Origin of the sequence: Trinickia sp. EG282A, assembly GCF_040965455.1 — a bacterium.
Taxonomy (GTDB): Bacteria; Pseudomonadota; Gammaproteobacteria; order Burkholderiales; family Burkholderiaceae; genus Trinickia; species Trinickia symbiotica.
Genome location: NZ_JBFRCC010000002.1, coordinates 1,085,910 through 1,101,750 on the forward strand (window position 1 = coordinate 1,085,910; position 15,841 = coordinate 1,101,750).

Here is a 15,841-nt window from a genome sequence, read left to right on the forward strand (position 1 = left end):
TGCGTATCGGCGAGGCGAATGCACCTCGCGCGCCCGATCACGCTCAGCGGGATCCGCCCACGCGCCGCAGCTCGTCCAACACCAACAATAGTGCGCCGATTACGATCGCGCTGTCGGCCAGGTTGAACGCGGGCCAATGCCAGCCGCCGACGTGAAAGTCGAGAAAGTCGATCACGTGGCTGTGCACGAGCCGGTCAATGACGTTGCCGAGCGCGCCGCCCATGATCAGCGACAGCGATGCGCAAAAGAGCCGCTGGTTGCCGTGGCGCTTGAGCAGATACACGATGACGAGCGCTGCCACGACGCCGAGCGCCGTGAACGCCCAACGCTGCCAGCCGCCCGCCGCGGCGAGAAAGCTGAATGCCGCGCCCCGGTTGAACACGAGCAGCAGATTGAAGAACGGCGTGAACGGGTAGGGCGTCGCGTATGCGAGCACTTTCGTGACGGCGATCTTCGTCAACTGATCGCACAAGATGACGATGAGCGCGATACCGAGCCACGGCGCGAGCGTGCCGCTCGCTTGCATCGGACGGGTCTTCGCCATTATGCCGCGCTCCTCGTTTCACCGTTGCCGAAGAGGTTGCTGACGCAGCGGCCGCAGAGCGTCGGGTGTGCGGCATCGGCGCCGACGTCCGCGCGATAGTGCCAGCACCGCTCGCATTTGAGGTACTTTGAAGCGATCACATCGACGCCTTCCTCGGCTTCCGAATCGACCTCGACGACCGTCGCGGCGGAGGTGATCAGCACGAACTTGAGATCGTCGTCGAGGCTCTTCAGCGCGTCGAAGGCCGCGCCTGTCGCGCGGATTTCGACTTCCGCCTGCAGTGAGGAGCCGATCAGATTGGCCACGCGTGCCTCCTCGAGTGCCTTCGTCACGTTGCCGCGGATCGTGCGCAGGAGCGCCCACTTCTCGCGAAGCGCATTGCCGCCGGGGACCTCGGGGTAACGGTAGTAAGTCTCCGTGAAGATCGTGTCATTACCGGGCTGGAATACCTGCCACGCTTCTTCGGCCGTAAACGAAAGGAATGGCGCCATGATCCGCAGCAGGCCTTGCGCGATGTGGTAGATGGCCGTCTGCGCCGCGCGGCGCGCATTCGAATCGGGCGCGCACGTGTAGAGCCGGTCCTTCAGCACATCGAGATAGAAGCCGCCGAGATCCTCGGAGCAGAACGTGAGCAGCTTTGCAACGACCGGATGGAACTCGAACTTTTCGTAGTGGGCGAGGATGTCGCGCTGCAGCTCGTCGGCAAGCGCCACCGCATAGCGATCGATCTCGAGCCATTCGTCGATCGATCGCGCGTCCTTCGCGAAGTCGAAGTCCGAGAGGTTCGCGAGGAGGAAGCGCAGCGTGTTGCGGATGCGGCGATAGCTCTCCGTCACGCGCTTCAGGATTTCCTCGGAAATCGCGAGCTCGCCCGAGTAGTCGGTCGAGGCGATCCAGAGGCGAATGATTTCGGCGCCGAGGCGGCTCGCCACGTCGTGGGGATCGACGCCGTTGCCGAGCGACTTGCTCATCTTGCGGCCTTCGCCGTCGACGGTGAAGCCGTGGGTGAGCAGCGCCTTGTAAGGCGCGCGCCCGTCGAGCATCGAGGCCGTCAAGAGCGACGAGTGAAACCAGCCGCGGTGCTGGTCCGAGCCTTCCAGATAGAGGTCGGCGGGGAACGCCGACACGTCTTTGTGCGAGCCGCGCAGCACGTGCCAGTGCGTCGTGCCCGAATCGAACCAGACGTCGAGCGTGTCGCGATTCTTCTCGTACATGTTCGCGTCGTCGCCAATCAGCTCGCGTGGATCGAGCGTTTGCCATGCCTCGATGCCGTGCTTTTCGACGCGCTCGGCGACGGCTTCGAGCAGCTCGAGCGTGCGCGGGTGGAGCTCGCCGGTTTCCTTGTGGACGAAGAACGCCATCGGCACGCCCCATTGGCGCTGCCGCGACAGCGTCCAGTCCGGGCGGTGCGCGATCATGTTGTGAAGGCGCTGCTTTCCCCACGACGGATAGAATGCGGTGGCCTCCACGCCCGCCAGCGCCGTTTCGCGCAGCGTCGGTCCGCCGTCCTTCGGCGCGACATCCATGCCGGCGAACCATTGCGACGTCGCCCGATAGATGATCGGCGTCTTGTGGCGCCAGCAGTGCATGTAGCTGTGCGTGTACTTTTCCTTGTGGATCAGCGTGCCCGCGGCATCGAGCGCTTCGATGATCTTCGCGTTGGCCGTCCAGATCGAGAGCCCGCCGAAGAGCGGCAGCGATTCGATGTAGCGGCCGTCGCCCATGACGGGGTTGATGATGTCCGAATCGGCGAGCCCATGTGCCTTGCACGCCTCGAAGTCCTCGACGCCGTAAGCCGGTGACGAATGGACGATGCCCGTGCCCGTATCGATCGTCACGTACTCGCCGAGGTAGACGGGCGACGTGCGCTTATAGCCGGGATGAGCCGAGGCGAGCGGATGATGGAACCGCACGTTGGCAAGCTTCGCCCCGGGCGCCGTGGCGACGACGTTGCCCGTCAAGCCGAATTCCTGCAGGCAGGCCGCGACGCGCTCTTCGGCGAGGATCAGCATGCCGCGCGGCGTATCGACGAGCGCATAGACGAGTTCGGGGTGGACGTTGAGCGCCTGGTTGGCCGGAATCGTCCACGGTGTCGTGGTCCAGATGACGATGCCGCCCTCGGCGCGCGGCAGCGCTTCGAGCCCGAACGCGCGCGCCGTTTTCTCAGGATCGGCGAACGGGAACAGGACGTCGACGGAAGGGTCGGTCCGATCCTTGTACTCGACTTCGGCCTCGGCGAGCGCGGAGCCGCAATCGAAGCACCAGTTCACGGGCTTCAATCCGCGAAAGACGTAGCCCTTCTCGAGGATCTTCGCGAGCGCGCGGATTTCGCCGGCCTCGTTCGAGAAGTTCATCGTCTTGTACGGGTTGTCCCAATCGCCGAGCACGCCGAGCCGCTTGAAGCCGGCTTTCTGCTTCTCGATCTGCTCGGCCGCGTAGGCGCGCGCCTTTTGCTGCACCTCCGTGACGGGCAGCGATTTGCCGAACTGCTTTTCGATCTGGATCTCGATGGGCATGCCGTGGCAGTCCCACCCAGGCACGTAGGCCGCGTCGAAGCCGGCCATGTTGCGCGACTTGACGATGATGTCCTTCAGGATCTTGTTCACCGCGTGGCCGAGGTGGATGTCGCCGTTCGCGTAGGGCGGCCCGTCGTGCAGCACGAAGCGCGGCCGGCCCCGGCTCGCCGCACGGATCTTGTCGTAGACGCGCTTTTCCTCCCATTCTTTGACGCGTTGCGGCTCGCGCTTCGGAAGGTCGCCGCGCATCGGGAACGGCGTGTCGAGCAGGTTGACCGGGTACTTGGCCTGAGATTTCGAATCGGCTTTCTTGTCGCTCATAGTGAGATCGCTGAAACTTCGTTTGGGCGTCCGGACTGCGGGCGCCACTCAATCGGTGTCGGTCGGCGGCGCGGCGGTGCGAGCGCTACGTGGCCCCAAGGTCATGACCCGCCGGGCCGCTGCTGCATTCGGGTGTTGCGGTGGCTAGCGAATAATTCGATCGGTCGCCGATGTCGAAAATCCGGTCGCGCGGCTACCCGGCGCGCTCGGCGCGGCAGGATGAGCGGCGGCCGGCGCGGCCATGCCCACGCGCGCGCCGCCCGTCGCGGCGAAATAGGCCCGCGCGTTCGCGACGTCGCGCGCGATGGCCCGCGTCAACGCTTCGAGGTCCGTGAACTTCTCCTCGTCGCGCAGCTTCTTCAGGAATTCGACGCGCACGAGTTTGCCATATGCGTCGCCATGCCAGTCGAGTAGATGAACCTCGAGCAGCACGCGGCCCGAATCGTCGACGGTCGGGCGCAGTCCAAGGCTCGCGACGCCCGCGAGCGGCTCGGCTTCGATCCCGTGCACGCGCACGATGAAGATGCCGGCGAGCGCGGGGCGCTTGTGCGCGATCGGCAGATTCAGCGTCGGAAAGCCGAGATCGCGGCCGAGCTTCAGGCCGTGCACGACATGTCCGCTGATCAGATAGTCGCGGCCGAGTGCCTCGCGCGCGGCATCGAGCTCGCCCGCGGTGAGGAACGCGCGCACCGCCGAGCTCGAGATGCGCGCGCCGCTCGGATCGACGATCGTCGCCATTCGCTCGACTTCGAAGCCATGGCGCTCGCCGGCGGCCTTCAGCGATTCGAAATCGCCGGCGCGCTTGGATCCGTAGCGGAAGTCGTCGCCGATCAGCACCCAGCGCGCATGCAGGCCGCCCACGATGATCCGCTCGACGAACGCGTCGGGCGACTGGCTCGCGAACGTGCGGTTGAAGTGCTCGACGACGACGCGGTCCACGCCGTTCATGCGCAGCGCTTCGAGCTTGTCGCGCAGCATGGCGATGCGCGGGGGGGCGCCGGCCGGATCGAAGAATTCGCGCGGATGCGGCTCGAAGGTCATGACGCAGGCGGGCAGGCCGCGCTCGCGCGCCGCTTCGCGCACGCGTGCGAGCAGGGCCTGGTGCCCGCGGTGGACACCGTCGAAGTTGCCGATCGTCAGCGCGCAGGGCGCGCGGCTCTCGGCGTTGGGAAGACCGCGGAAGACTCTCACGATAGCCGTTGGGGTGGGCGGCAAGGGCGTGAGCCGCGAGCCGCGAAACCAAAGATCGACGCGCGCCGCGAGGCGCTGCGAAGCAGGAGATTATAAACGGTCACGGCGTTCGCTGCCCCCGCAGGCCGTCGGATATCGCCCAACGGGACTTCCCGTGCGAGCCCACGCAGGGTGCTCGCGTCGGGGCGACCCGCACCTGAATGATAAAATCCTTGAATGAAGAATATTGTGATTTTGATTTCAGGGCGGGGCAGCAACATGCAAGCGATCGTGCGCGGCTGCGCGCGCGAGGCTTGGCCGGCGCGTGTCGCGGCCGTCGTCGCGAATCGGCCCGACGCGGCGGGGCTGACGTTCGCGGCCGAGAACGGCATCGCCACGGCCGTCGTGGATCACCTCGAATTTCCCGAGCGCGCGGCGTTCGATACGGAACTGGCGGCCGTCGTCGATCGCTACGAGCCCGATCTCGTCGTGCTCGCCGGGTTCATGCGCGTCTTGACGACGTCGTTCGTCGAGCGCTACGCGGGGAGGATGCTGAACGTGCATCCATCGCTGTTGCCGTGCTTCCCGGGACTCAAGACCCATCAGCGCGCGCTCGAAGCGGGTGTCGCGCTGCACGGCGCGACCGTCCATTTCGTCACGCCGCAGCTTGACCACGGACCGATCGTGATCCAGGCCGCGGTCCCCGTCGTCGCTGGCGACGACGTGAAGCGGCTCTCGGCACGCGTGCTTGCGTGCGAGCACATCATCTATCCGCGCGCCGTGCGCTGGTTCGTCGAGGGGCGCCTTGCGCTCGACGGGATGCGCGTCGAGGTGACGCCGCCGGAGCCGCGCTGGTTGTTCGCGGACGTTCGCGAAGAGGAGCAAAACCAATGACGAGCCGCCCCCCGCGCCCGCAACGCCCCCAGCGCCCGCTGCGCCCTCAACGTTCGCAAGAGCGCCGCGCGCAAGGCCGAGCCGACTCTCAGCCGCGCCGTGAGCAAGGGCTGCACGGCTTCCTGATCGGCCAGACCGAAGCGCTGCTCGAGGAGATTCTGAAGTTCGTCGGGCCGGCCGACGCCACGACGAGCCGCTTTTTCCGCGCGCATCCGAAGCTCGGTCATTTCGAGCGCGGCGTCATCGCCGAGGCCGTGTTCGCGGTGCTGCGCAGGCGCATGGAGTTCGCGCATCTGGCGGAGAGCGGCGTCGGCAGCCCGACGCGCCGGCTCGCGCTGCTCGGCCTCATGCAGACCGTCGGCCGCTCGGCGGTGAAGCCGTTCGTCTCCGAGGACGAAAACGCGTGGCTCGAACATGTCGCGAAGATCGACCCGGCGAGCCTGCCACTGCGGATCCGGCTCAATCTGCCCGAATGGATCATCGAGGCGCTGGCCACGCGGTTTTCCGGCGAAGAGCTCGCGCAGCTCGCGGCGGCGCTCAACTACCCGGCCCCGCTCGATCTGCGCACGAACCCGATGAAGGCGAGCCGCGACCAGCTGCTCGACGCGCTGAAGGAGGCGGGTATCGACGCCGGCGCGACGCCGTTCGCGCCGTTCGGCGTGCGCGTGGCCGGCAAGCCGGCCCTGACGAAGCTCAAGGTGTTCGAGGACGGGTGGGTCGAGGTGCAGGACGAGGGCAGCCAATTGCTTTGCGCCCTCGTCGCGCCGCGGCGCGGCGAGATGATCGCCGATTTTTGCGCCGGCGCGGGCGGCAAGGCCCTTGCGCTCGGTGCGGCGATGCGCTCGACGGGCCGGCTCTATGCATTCGACGTGTCCGAGCGCCGGCTCGCGAAGCTGAAGCCGCGTCTCGCGCGCAGCGGTCTTTCGAACGTGCATCCCGTGCTCATCGATAGCGAGCACGACGTCAAGATCAAGCGGCTGGCGGGCAAGATCGACCGCGTGCTCGTCGACGCGCCGTGCAGCGGACTCGGCACCCTGCGCCGCAACCCGGACCTGAAGTGGCGCCAGAACGCGGCCGCCATCGCCGAGCTGGCGCCGAAGCAGGCGTCGATTCTCGCGAGCGCCGCGCGCCTCGTGAAGCCGGGCGGTCGCCTCGTCTACGCCACCTGCAGCGTGCTCGAGGCGGAGAACGAGGCCGTCGTCGCCGCGTTTCTCGCCGATCACCCCGATTTCGTGCTCATCCCGGCGGGCAAGGTGCTCGCCGAGCAGCGCATCGAGCTCGAGATGGGCGACTATCTCTCGCTCTGGCCCCACCGCCATGCCACGGACGGGTTTTTCGCGGCCGTGCTCGAGCGTCGGCCGGAACGTGAGAATGCTCCGGCATGATCCAGAACCACATCCTCTCTCACATGCTCGCGGGCATTGTCCGCGACTTCGGCGAGCCGGTGATGGTCTGGCAGGGCGGCACGCTGCTGGGGCTGCTGTTGGCCGCCTGGCTTCTCGCGCGCTTTTTACGCCGCAAGCTCGAAGTGCACCGCCGCGCGCGCCACGAGGCGCTGCGCTTCGGCGCCGAGAGCCTCGATAAGGCGCTCTTCCCGTTGCTCGGCAGCGTCCTCGTCTGGTTCGCGCAGGCGATTCTCGCCGACTACATGTCGACGTCGCTGCTCGAGCTTGCTCTCGTGCCGCTTTTCGGCATCGCGCTCATCTACATCGCCTTCTATGTCGCGCGGCGCGTCTTCAGCCACGGAAAGCAGGCGCACGCCTGGCTCTTCATCGTCGAGAAGCTCGTGACGGTGCTCGTCTGGGTCGGCATGGTTCTCACCGTGCTCGGTATCCAGGATCAGGTCCTGCGCTGGATGGCGTCGGTGCGCTTTCGCGTCGGCAATGAACGCATGACGTTGCTCTCGCTCACGAGCGGCGTCCTCTGGGTCTGCGTGACGATGGTCGTGGCGCTTTGGCTCGGCTCGATGCTCGAGGAGCGGCTCATGCGCTCGCGCTCGATCGATGCCAACCTCAGGGTCGTGCTCGCGCGCGTCGGACGCGCGCTGCTCATGCTCGCGGCGGTGCTCGTGAGCTTTTCGCTCGTCGGCATCGACGTGACGGTGCTCGGGGTGTTCGGCGGCGCGCTCGGCGTGGGGCTCGGGTTCGGGCTCCAGAAGATCGCCAGCAACTATGTGTCGGGATTCATCATCCTCATCGATCGATCGCTGCGGATCGGCGATTCGATCAACGTCGGCGGCCTGCAAGGGATCGTGACCGAAATCCGGACGCGCTACACGACCGTGCGCGGGCTCGACGGCATCGAAACGCTGATCCCGAACGAGAAGCTCATCACCGATGTCGTCCAGAACCATTCGTCGTACCTCACCCGCGGCTACGCGAAAGCGCCCGTGCAGGTGGCCTACGATACGGACGTGGAGCGGGCGATGGCGTTGCTCGTCGAGGCGGCGCACGGCGTCGACCGGATTCTCGAAGACCCGGCGCCGACCCCTTATCTCATCTCGTTCGGCGCGGACGGCATCAACCTCGAGCTCGGCTTCTGGATCGAGGAGGCCGCGAAGGGCACGGCCGGCGTGCGATCGGCCGTGAATCGCAACATCTGGCGCCTTTTCAACGAGCATGGCATCGCGATCCCGTACCCGACGCGCGAAGTGCGTATCGTCGGCGAGCTGCCGGCAGCCCTCGCGCCGGCGAACGACAACGCCGCCGGCGCGGCCGGGACCGTCGCCGACGTCACCCGACTGGGCACGAATCGCGCTCGCGATGCGAATTGAGTCGGCTTTTGGGGGCGTGACGCTGCGTCGCGTGCGCGAGAGCACTTTTGTTACAAAACAGTCGAGTGCGTTGAAGTACAATGCCTCCCAGCCCAACAGTTTGCTTACGTCTATGTGACTGTGCTCGGTCGCGCGCCCCGGCGCCCGACGTTGCGCAGTCGTCGTCGCTCCACAGGTAAATGCCTTGCTGAATTCCCTGCTCGACTTTCTCGCCCACGGCACGCTGCACTTCTCGTGGTGGCAGATCGTGCTCTTCACGCTGGCCGTGACACACGTCACCATCATCGGCGTCACCGTTTATCTGCATCGCTGCCAGGCACACCGCGCGCTCGATCTGCACCCGGTCGCGAGCCATTTCTTCCGCTTCTGGCTCTGGATGACGACGGGTATGTTGACAGGGCAGTGGGCCGCGATCCACCGCAAGCATCACGCCAAATGCGAGACCGAAGAGGATCCGCACAGCCCGCAGACGCGCGGCATCTGGAAAGTCCTGCTCGAAGGCGCCGAGCTCTACCGCGCCGAGGCGCGCAACGAGGAAACGATGCGCCGCTTCGGCCACGGCACGCCGAACGACTGGATGGAACGGAATGTCTATACGAAATACCCGATTCTCGGCGTGAGCCTGATGATGGTCATCGACGTCGCGCTCTTCGGCGTGGTCGGCCTGACCGTCTGGGCGGTGCAGATGGCCTGGATCCCGTTCTGGGCGGCCGGCGTCGTCAACGGCCTCGGACATTTCTGGGGCTATCGCAACTTCAATTCGGAAGACGCGAGCACGAATCTTTTTCCGCTCGGCATCCTCATCGGCGGCGAAGAGCTCCACAACAATCACCATACCTATGCAACGTCGGCGAAGCTCTCGAACAAGTGGTTCGAGTTCGACATTGGCTGGGGCTATATCCGTCTCATGTCGGCCTGCCGGCTTGCCAAGGTGAAAAAAGTCGCGCCCACGCCGCGCCTGGCCTCGCGCAAGCTCGTCCTCGACCAGGACACGCTGCAGGCCGTCCTCTCGAATCGCTATGAGGTCATGGCGCGCTACGCGAAGACGGTCAAGCGCGCTTACCGGCAAGAGCTCGCGCGCTTGAAGGAAGTCGGCGCCCGCGAAAAGTACGCGCTCATGAAGAGTGCGGGCAAGTGGTTCCACAAGGACGAAAGCGGCCTCGACGAGCCGCAGAAGCGCCAGTTGCCTGAGATCTTCGCGAACAATCAGACGCTTTTGACGTTCATCGAGCTGCGCAAGGACCTCGCGGCGATCTGGGACCGCTCGAACGCTTCGCGCGAGCAGTTGCTCGCCCAATTGCAGGACTGGTGCCACCGCGCCGAGCAAAGCGGAATCAAGGCTTTGCAGGAATTCGCGCTGCGCCTGCGCCGATACGCCTGATCGCGAAATCCATTACAATTTCGAGACGTCACAAGACACCCCGCGCTGGCGGGGTGTTGCTTTTTTAGGCGCATTGGACATGAGGGCAGGCCGGCCTTTTCGGGCTTCCGTCGCGACGTTGATCGCTTCCGGTGCCGCCGGCAGCGTTGCTTCGGGAGGGGATGATGGGTGCGACGATCAGGACCGTCGAGTTCGATAAGCCGCTCGTTTCGAGCACGGCGGGGGCCGTCTGCGGCGTTGGTCAGGCATGGGCGAAGGTGCCCGTCGTGCCGTCGCCCGAAGAACGGCAGGCACTGAAGGCACGCATTCGCGCGCTGCTCGCACGGGAAAATGCGGTGCTCGTCGCGCATTACTACGTTGATCCCGAACTGCAGGAACTCGCCGACGAAACGGGCGGCTGCGTGGCCGACTCGCTCGAGATGGCCCGCTTCGGCCGCGACCATGACGCCCGCACGCTCCTCGTAGCCGGCGTTCGCTTCATGGGCGAAACAGCGAAGATCCTGAGCCCCGACAAGCGTATTCTCATGCCCGATCTCGACGCGACCTGCTCGCTCGATCTCGGGTGCCCAGCCGACGAATTCTCCGCGTTTTGCGATGCGCATCCCGATCGCACGGTCGTCGTGTACGCGAATACGAGCGCGGCGGTCAAGGCGCGCGCTGACTGGATGGTGACTTCGTCGATCGGCCTCGAGATCGTTGCCGACCTTCATGCGCGCGGCGAGAAAATTCTCTGGGCGCCCGATCGCCACCTGGGCAGCTATATCCAGAAGCAGACGGGCGCCGACATGCTGCTGTGGCAGGGCTCATGTCTCGTCCACGACGAGTTCAAGGGCATCGAGCTCGATTTGCTGCGTGCGGAATACCCCGACGCCAAGGTGCTCGTGCACCCCGAGTCGCCCGAGAGCGTGGTCGCTCAGGCCGACGTCGTAGGTTCGACGACTCAATTGATCGACGCCGCGAAGCGGCTCTCCGCGACGCACTTCATCGTCGCGACCGATCTCGGCATTCTCCACAAGATGCGCCTCGCGGCGCCCGGCAAGACGTTCATCGAAGCGCCTACCGCCGGCAACAGCGCGACCTGCAAGAGCTGCGCGCATTGCCCGTGGATGGCGATGAACGGGCTCGTCAATCTGGCCGACGTGCTCGAGCGCGGCCATAACGAGATCTTCGTCGACCTGGCGATTGGCGAGCGGGCACGCGTGCCGATCGACCGTATGCTTGCTTTCGCTGCCGAGCGCAAGCGCCGCGTGCAGACGAGCGGCGACCTCGCGCGCGACACGGCGCTTTTCGCCAACGTCGGCGCAGCCTGATGCCAATAGCGGGAACTTCGTCGATGTCGAAACAGCACACGATTCAGGGCGACGCAGTGTCGCCGCTATATTCGGAAATCCGCGCGCAGTACGGCGCGGCGTTCGACGCCGCACTGGCGCGCAACGTTGCCGATGCGCTCGCCGAGGATGTCGGCAGCGGCGACGTGACGGGGCGTCTCGTGCCGGCCGACGCGGTGCGTGACGCGCGCATCGTCGTACGCGAGGAGGCGATCCTTTGCGGCGTGCCGTGGTTTGCGGCCGTGATGCGCCATGTAGAGCCGTCGATTGAAATCGACTGGCGCTACCGTGAGGGCGATCGCATGACGGCCGATTCCGTCGTCTGTGAATTGCGCGGCCCTGTGCGCGCGCTGTTGACTGCCGAGCGCAATGGGCTCAATTTCCTGCAGTTGCTTTCGGGCGTGGCGAGCGCGACGTGCCGCTACGTCGATGCGATCGCCGGCACACGCGCCCGTATCCTGGACACGCGCAAGACGCTGCCGGGCCTGCGGCTCGCGCAGAAATACGCGGTGCGTGTCGGCGGAGGCGCGAATCAACGGCTCGCCCTTTACGACGGCATTCTCATCAAGGAAAACCACATTGCCGCGGCGGGCGGCATCGGGGCGGCGCTAGAAGCGGCCTATGCGCTCGATGCGGGCGTTCCCGTTCAGATCGAGGTCGAGACGCTCGAGCAGCTCGAGTCCGCGCTCGCGCATGGCGCGCAGTCGATCCTGCTCGACAATTTCTCATTCGCGGCGATGCGCGATGCCGTGAAGCTGACGGCCGGCCGCGCCGTGCTCGAAGTGTCGGGCGGCGTGAACTTCGATACGGTGCGTACGATCGCCGAGACAGGGGTCGACCGCATCTCGATCGGTTCGCTGACGAAGGATGTTCGTGCGACCGATTATTCGATGCGGATCGTGTAGCGCGGCTGCTCGCGTGACCTTCGCAAGGCGTGGCCAGCGAGCCAGCGAACGGATGTGGATTACGCGCGCGGTTGCAGCGGCACCCGCGCGGGCCGCTATCAGACTTGCCGATTTCGCACGCGCTCGGGAGCAAGTACGGTCGGCAGTGCCTTGGGGAGTGCCGCGGGCCAGTCGCGCGAAAAGTGCAGTCCGCGGCTTTCGCGCCGCGAGCGCGCGCTGTCGACGATCAGCATCGCCACGTCGACGAGGTTGCGCAATTCGAGCAGGTCGCGGCTTACCTTGAAGTTCGCGTAGTACTCCTGAATTTCATCGCGCAAAAGCGCAATCCGATGTTTCGCGCGCGTGAGCCGCTTGTCGGTGCGCACGATGCCGACGTAGTTCCACATGAGCCGCCGCAGTTCGTCCCAGTTGTGCGCGACGACGACTTCCTCGTCGGGATCGGACACGCGGCTTTCATCCCAATCGGGCAACGGCGCGTGCGCGCCAGCCTCAAAACCGTCGCTTTCGATGACAGCCGACGTCGAGCGGCCGATGACGAGGCATTCGAGCAGCGAGTTGCTCGCCAGCCGGTTCGCGCCGTGCAGCCCGGTGCTGGCCGTCTCGCCGACGGCGTAGAGCCCCGCGAGATCGGTGCGGCCGGCGAGATCCGTGACGACGCCGCCGCAGGTGTAATGCGCGGCAGGCACCACGGGAATCGGGTCTTTCGTGATGTCGATGCCAAACTCGAGGCAGCGCGCGAGAATCGTCGGGAAATGTTCGCGCAGGAAGGCAGCCGGCTGATGGCTGATGTCGAGATAGACGCAGTCGATCCCGCGCTTCTTGATCTCGAAGTCGATCGCTCGCGCCACGATGTCGCGCGGCGCGAGTTCGGCCCGTTCGTCGTGCGCCGGCATGAACCGTGTGCCGTCGGGCAGCAGCAGCCGGCCCCCTTCGCCGCGCACGGCCTCCGAAATCAGGAACGATTTCGCGTAAGGATGGAAGAGGCAAGTCGGATGGAACTGGATGAACTCCATGTTCGAGACGCGGCAGCCGGCGCGCCAAGCCATCGCAATCCCGTCCCCGGTCGCGGTGTCCGGGTTGGTCGTGTACAAATAGACCTTGCCCGCACCTCCCGTTGCGAGCACCGTATGCGGCGCCTGCAGGGTGACGGTGCGTCCGCTGGCGAGATCGAGCGCGTAGAGGCCGTGGCAACGGCGACCGGGCAATCCAAGCCTGTCCGACGTAATGAGGTCGATGGCGTAGTGATCCTCGAGCAGCGTGATGTTCGGATGCTGACGCACGCGCTCGGACAACGTCTCGACAACGGCGTGCCCCGTTGCATCCGCCGCATGAATGATGCGCCGGTGACTGTGCCCGCCTTCCCGCGTCAAATGAAATCCGAGCTCGGCTGCTTCGTCGCGCGTGAACGGTACGCCGCGCTCGATCAGCCATTCGATGGCGGCACGGCCGCCTTCGACGATGAAGCGTGTCGCGGCTTCGTCGCACAGGCCCGCGCCGGCGACCAACGTGTCGCGGACGTGGTTCTCGATGCTGTCGGCCGAGTCGAGCACGGCCGCGATGCCGCCCTGAGCCCAATCGCTCGCGCCCTCGGTCATCGATCGCTTGGCGAGGACCGCGACGCGGCGCTTCTCGGCGAGGTTCAATGCGACCGTCAAACCCGCAAGCCCGCTGCCCACGATCACGACGTCGAAATTCATGTGCCTTGCTCCTGCCCGTTGGACCGAGGGCTCTTGCTCCGGTAAACGCAAAAGCCCCGCAGCGATGCGGGGCTTTTGCCGTCTTTGTCTTTCAAGCTCGAAGGAAACAACCGATCACTTGATCTTGGTTTCCTTGTACGCGACATGCTTGCGAGCGACGGGATCGAACTTCATGATCTCCATCTTCTCGGGCATGTTGCGCTTGTTCTTCGTCGTGGTGTAGAAGTGACCCGTGCCTGCGGTCGACTCAAGCTTGATCTTGTCGCGTGCGCCTTTCGCCATGATTCAGACTCCTTCGCTTAGATTTCGCCGCGTGCGCGCAAGTCGGCCAGCACGGACTCGATGCCCTTCTTGTCGATGAGGCGCAGACCCGCGTTCGAGACGCGCAGGCTCACCCAGCGGTTCTCGCTCTCCACCCAGAAACGGCGGTTTTGCAGGTTCGGCAAAAAGCGCCGCTTCGTCTTGTTGTTCGCGTGGGAAACGTTGTTGCCGCTCATCGGCGCTTTCCCAGTTACTTGGCATACGCGTGCCATATGAGAGCACTCCTAAAACGCTTATATTCGGTTCAAGCCTGGGTTCGAGAGCCGGACCGGCCTACGCTACCGCTTTCGGGCGTATCCGCTCTGATTCCTTCAGACCTCTTCGCCTTACCGGCCGTTGTTCGTCGCTCGCTTCGTTCGACTTCCTGCTCGACTCTCGCCGACGACGATCGTTCGGCCGCCGCCCGTCGTACTTGCCGGTAACCACACCGGTACGAATGCGGGCACGGCGCCATGACCGCATCCGAGCGTCCGTCCGGAGTCCGGATGCGATTCGGATCGGAAAAAATAGGCAGACGGCGATTCTAGCAGAAAAAGCGCCGAAAAATCAAACGTTATTTGCGTTTGCCTCGGTGGGCGCGCCGGCGCGCCCACCGCCTCAAAGCAACCCCGAATTCGCGAAGGAGAAGACCGTGTTTCGTCCGACCACGAGATGATCGACGAGCCGCACATCGATGAGCGAGAGCGCGTCGCGCAGCACGCGCGTGAGCTGACGATCGCTCGCGCTCGGCTTGGCCGCGCCCGACGGATGGTTGTGTGCGACGATCAGCGCGGCCGCGTTCGTTGCGAGCGCTCGGCGCACGATCTCGCGCGGGTAGACGGCCATGTGCGCGATCGATCCGCGTGAGCACTCCTCGCTGTCGATGAGATGGTGTCGCGCGTCGAGAAAAAGGCAGAGAAAGACCTCGTGAGGGCGCGTGCCGATCAACAGCCGCACATAATCCTCGACGGCGGCGCTCGAATCGATGAGGGGCTGCTCCCTGGCTTTTTCGGCGAGCGCGCGCCGCGCCATCTCGAAGACGGCGAGCAGTATCGCCTTCTTTGCCGGTCCGATGCCGCGCATTCCGGCGAAATCCGCCGGGCTCGCATCGAGCATCCCGCGCAGCGAGCCGAACCGCTCGAGCAGCGCCCGCGACACCTCGAACACGTTGTGACCCGGCACGCCGCAGCCGAGAAAAAGCGCGATCAGCTCGGCGTCCGACAGCGCGCCCGCGCCGACCTTCAGGAGCCGCTCGCGCGGCATATCGTCGCGCGGGCGGAGTTCGCGTGATTTCGCGGGCTCCGCCGCTACGACCGTTTCAGCCGTTTCCGTTTCAGCAATGTCGGAACTAAATTCCATACCGTACTCTCCCACATTCGCATATCAGCGGGCCGTCGCGAAAGCGGTGGGGGCGGCGGACCGCGGCCGCGGTCCGGCCCCCGCCTCGCTCGGCAACGTGCCTTACAATAGAGACTTTGCGCCTGGGGCGCGGAACGGTTTCCCTCTTCCCTGCGCGCGCCGCGCGGATCGCGCCCCGACGAAACGAGTCATCTCATGAGCATCATCGACATCTCCGAAGTGAAACCCGGCTCCCATGTGACGCTTCACTACCGGCTTTCACTTGCCGATGGCGGCGATATCGTCAACACTTTCGCCGACAAGCCGGCCACGCTGCTCATCGGCGCCGGGCAGATCGCGCCGCCGCTCGAAGACATTCTCGTGGGGTTGAAGACGGGGCACCATTCGACCTTCCGGCTAGGTGCCGGCGTCGCCTTCGGCGAGCGCAACCCCGATCTCGTCCAGCGCGTGTCGCTCGCCGCGCTGCGCGCAAACGGGATGGTCGACGACGATTTCACCCCCGGCGAGGTCATCGAGTTCAACGCGCCCGACGGCGGCCGCTACGCGGGCGTGCTGAAGGAAATCGGCGAGACGTCCGCGCTTTTCGACTTCAACCACCCGCTCGCCGGGCAGGCGTTGGCGTTCGAAGTCAAGATCATCGGGATTCTGTAAGA

Annotated in this window: 14 protein-coding genes; 7 read left to right on the forward strand and 7 right to left on the reverse strand. The window is 65.4% G+C overall.

Annotated elements, in window-relative coordinates; genetic code table 11:
* Positions 1–43: 43 nt before the first annotated feature.
* The 3 genes from lspA to AB4Y31_RS12945 all read right to left on the reverse strand — a co-directional run bounded on the left by lspA (position 44) and on the right by AB4Y31_RS12945 (position 4,572).
* On the reverse strand, positions 44–544 hold the full coding sequence (lspA, locus tag AB4Y31_RS12935; protein ID WP_018443193.1) for a signal peptidase II: 501 nt from the start codon (positions 542–544) through the stop codon (positions 44–46).
* A complete protein-coding gene (gene ileS / locus AB4Y31_RS12940) occupies positions 544–3,381 on the reverse strand; it encodes an isoleucine--tRNA ligase (RefSeq protein ID WP_368674241.1) in 2,838 nt (945 codons plus the stop codon). Before ileS ends, lspA begins: the two co-directional genes overlap by 1 nt.
* Before the next feature lie 144 nt (positions 3,382–3,525).
* Complete coding sequence (locus tag AB4Y31_RS12945; protein WP_107152019.1) at positions 3,526–4,572, reverse strand: bifunctional riboflavin kinase/FAD synthetase; 1,047 nt, start codon at positions 4,570–4,572, stop codon at positions 3,526–3,528.
* A 216-nt stretch (positions 4,573–4,788) separates the two neighbouring features.
* Between AB4Y31_RS12945 and purN the strand changes: the two genes are divergently transcribed.
* The 6 genes from purN (at position 4,789) to nadC (ending at position 11,832) form a co-directional block, all read left to right on the forward strand.
* On the forward strand, positions 4,789–5,445 hold the full coding sequence (purN, locus tag AB4Y31_RS12950; RefSeq protein ID WP_368674242.1) for a phosphoribosylglycinamide formyltransferase: 657 nt from the start codon (positions 4,789–4,791) through the stop codon (positions 5,443–5,445).
* A complete protein-coding gene (locus AB4Y31_RS12955; protein ID WP_368674243.1) occupies positions 5,442–6,830 on the forward strand; it encodes an RsmB/NOP family class I SAM-dependent RNA methyltransferase in 1,389 nt (462 codons plus the stop codon). The genes purN and AB4Y31_RS12955 overlap by 4 nt, the downstream gene beginning before the upstream one ends.
* Positions 6,827–8,218 (forward strand): mechanosensitive ion channel family protein, encoded by a 1,392-nt coding sequence (locus AB4Y31_RS12960; RefSeq protein ID WP_368674244.1) that lies wholly within the window; start codon positions 6,827–6,829, stop codon positions 8,216–8,218. The genes AB4Y31_RS12955 and AB4Y31_RS12960 overlap by 4 nt, the downstream gene beginning before the upstream one ends.
* Before the next feature lie 184 nt (positions 8,219–8,402).
* Complete coding sequence (locus AB4Y31_RS12965; RefSeq protein ID WP_018443187.1) at positions 8,403–9,599, forward strand: acyl-CoA desaturase; 1,197 nt, start codon at positions 8,403–8,405, stop codon at positions 9,597–9,599.
* 164 nt (positions 9,600–9,763) lie between these two features.
* Positions 9,764–10,909 (forward strand): quinolinate synthase NadA, encoded by a 1,146-nt coding sequence (gene nadA / locus AB4Y31_RS12970; protein WP_368674506.1) that lies wholly within the window; start codon positions 9,764–9,766, stop codon positions 10,907–10,909.
* Positions 10,910–10,932: 23 nt separating this feature from the next.
* On the forward strand, positions 10,933–11,832 hold the full coding sequence (nadC, locus tag AB4Y31_RS12975) for a carboxylating nicotinate-nucleotide diphosphorylase (RefSeq protein WP_368674245.1): 900 nt from the start codon (positions 10,933–10,935) through the stop codon (positions 11,830–11,832).
* A gap of 98 nt (positions 11,833–11,930) precedes the next feature.
* Here the strand turns inward: nadC and nadB are convergent, their stop codons facing one another.
* The 4 genes from nadB to radC all read right to left on the reverse strand — a co-directional run bounded on the left by nadB (position 11,931) and on the right by radC (position 15,188).
* Positions 11,931–13,529 (reverse strand): L-aspartate oxidase, encoded by a 1,599-nt coding sequence (gene nadB / locus AB4Y31_RS12980; protein ID WP_018443184.1) that lies wholly within the window; start codon positions 13,527–13,529, stop codon positions 11,931–11,933.
* A 114-nt stretch (positions 13,530–13,643) separates the two neighbouring features.
* Entirely contained in the window at positions 13,644–13,811 is a 168-nt protein-coding gene (gene rpmG / locus AB4Y31_RS12985; RefSeq protein ID WP_004185395.1) for a 50S ribosomal protein L33, read from the reverse strand.
* Between the two features lie 17 nt (positions 13,812–13,828).
* Positions 13,829–14,062, reverse strand: coding sequence for a 50S ribosomal protein L28 (gene rpmB, locus AB4Y31_RS12990; RefSeq protein ID WP_026230132.1), 234 nt, complete (start codon positions 14,060–14,062; stop codon positions 13,829–13,831).
* A gap of 385 nt (positions 14,063–14,447) precedes the next feature.
* Positions 14,448–15,188: a DNA repair protein RadC gene (gene radC / locus AB4Y31_RS12995; protein ID WP_368674246.1), complete on the reverse strand. Its 741-nt coding sequence runs from the start codon at positions 15,186–15,188 to the stop codon at positions 14,448–14,450.
* Between the two features lie 195 nt (positions 15,189–15,383).
* On the opposite strand from radC, the gene AB4Y31_RS13000 reads away from it, so the two are divergent.
* Complete coding sequence (locus AB4Y31_RS13000) at positions 15,384–15,839, forward strand: peptidylprolyl isomerase (RefSeq protein WP_107152012.1); 456 nt, start codon at positions 15,384–15,386, stop codon at positions 15,837–15,839.
* Positions 15,840–15,841 lie beyond the last annotated feature (2 nt).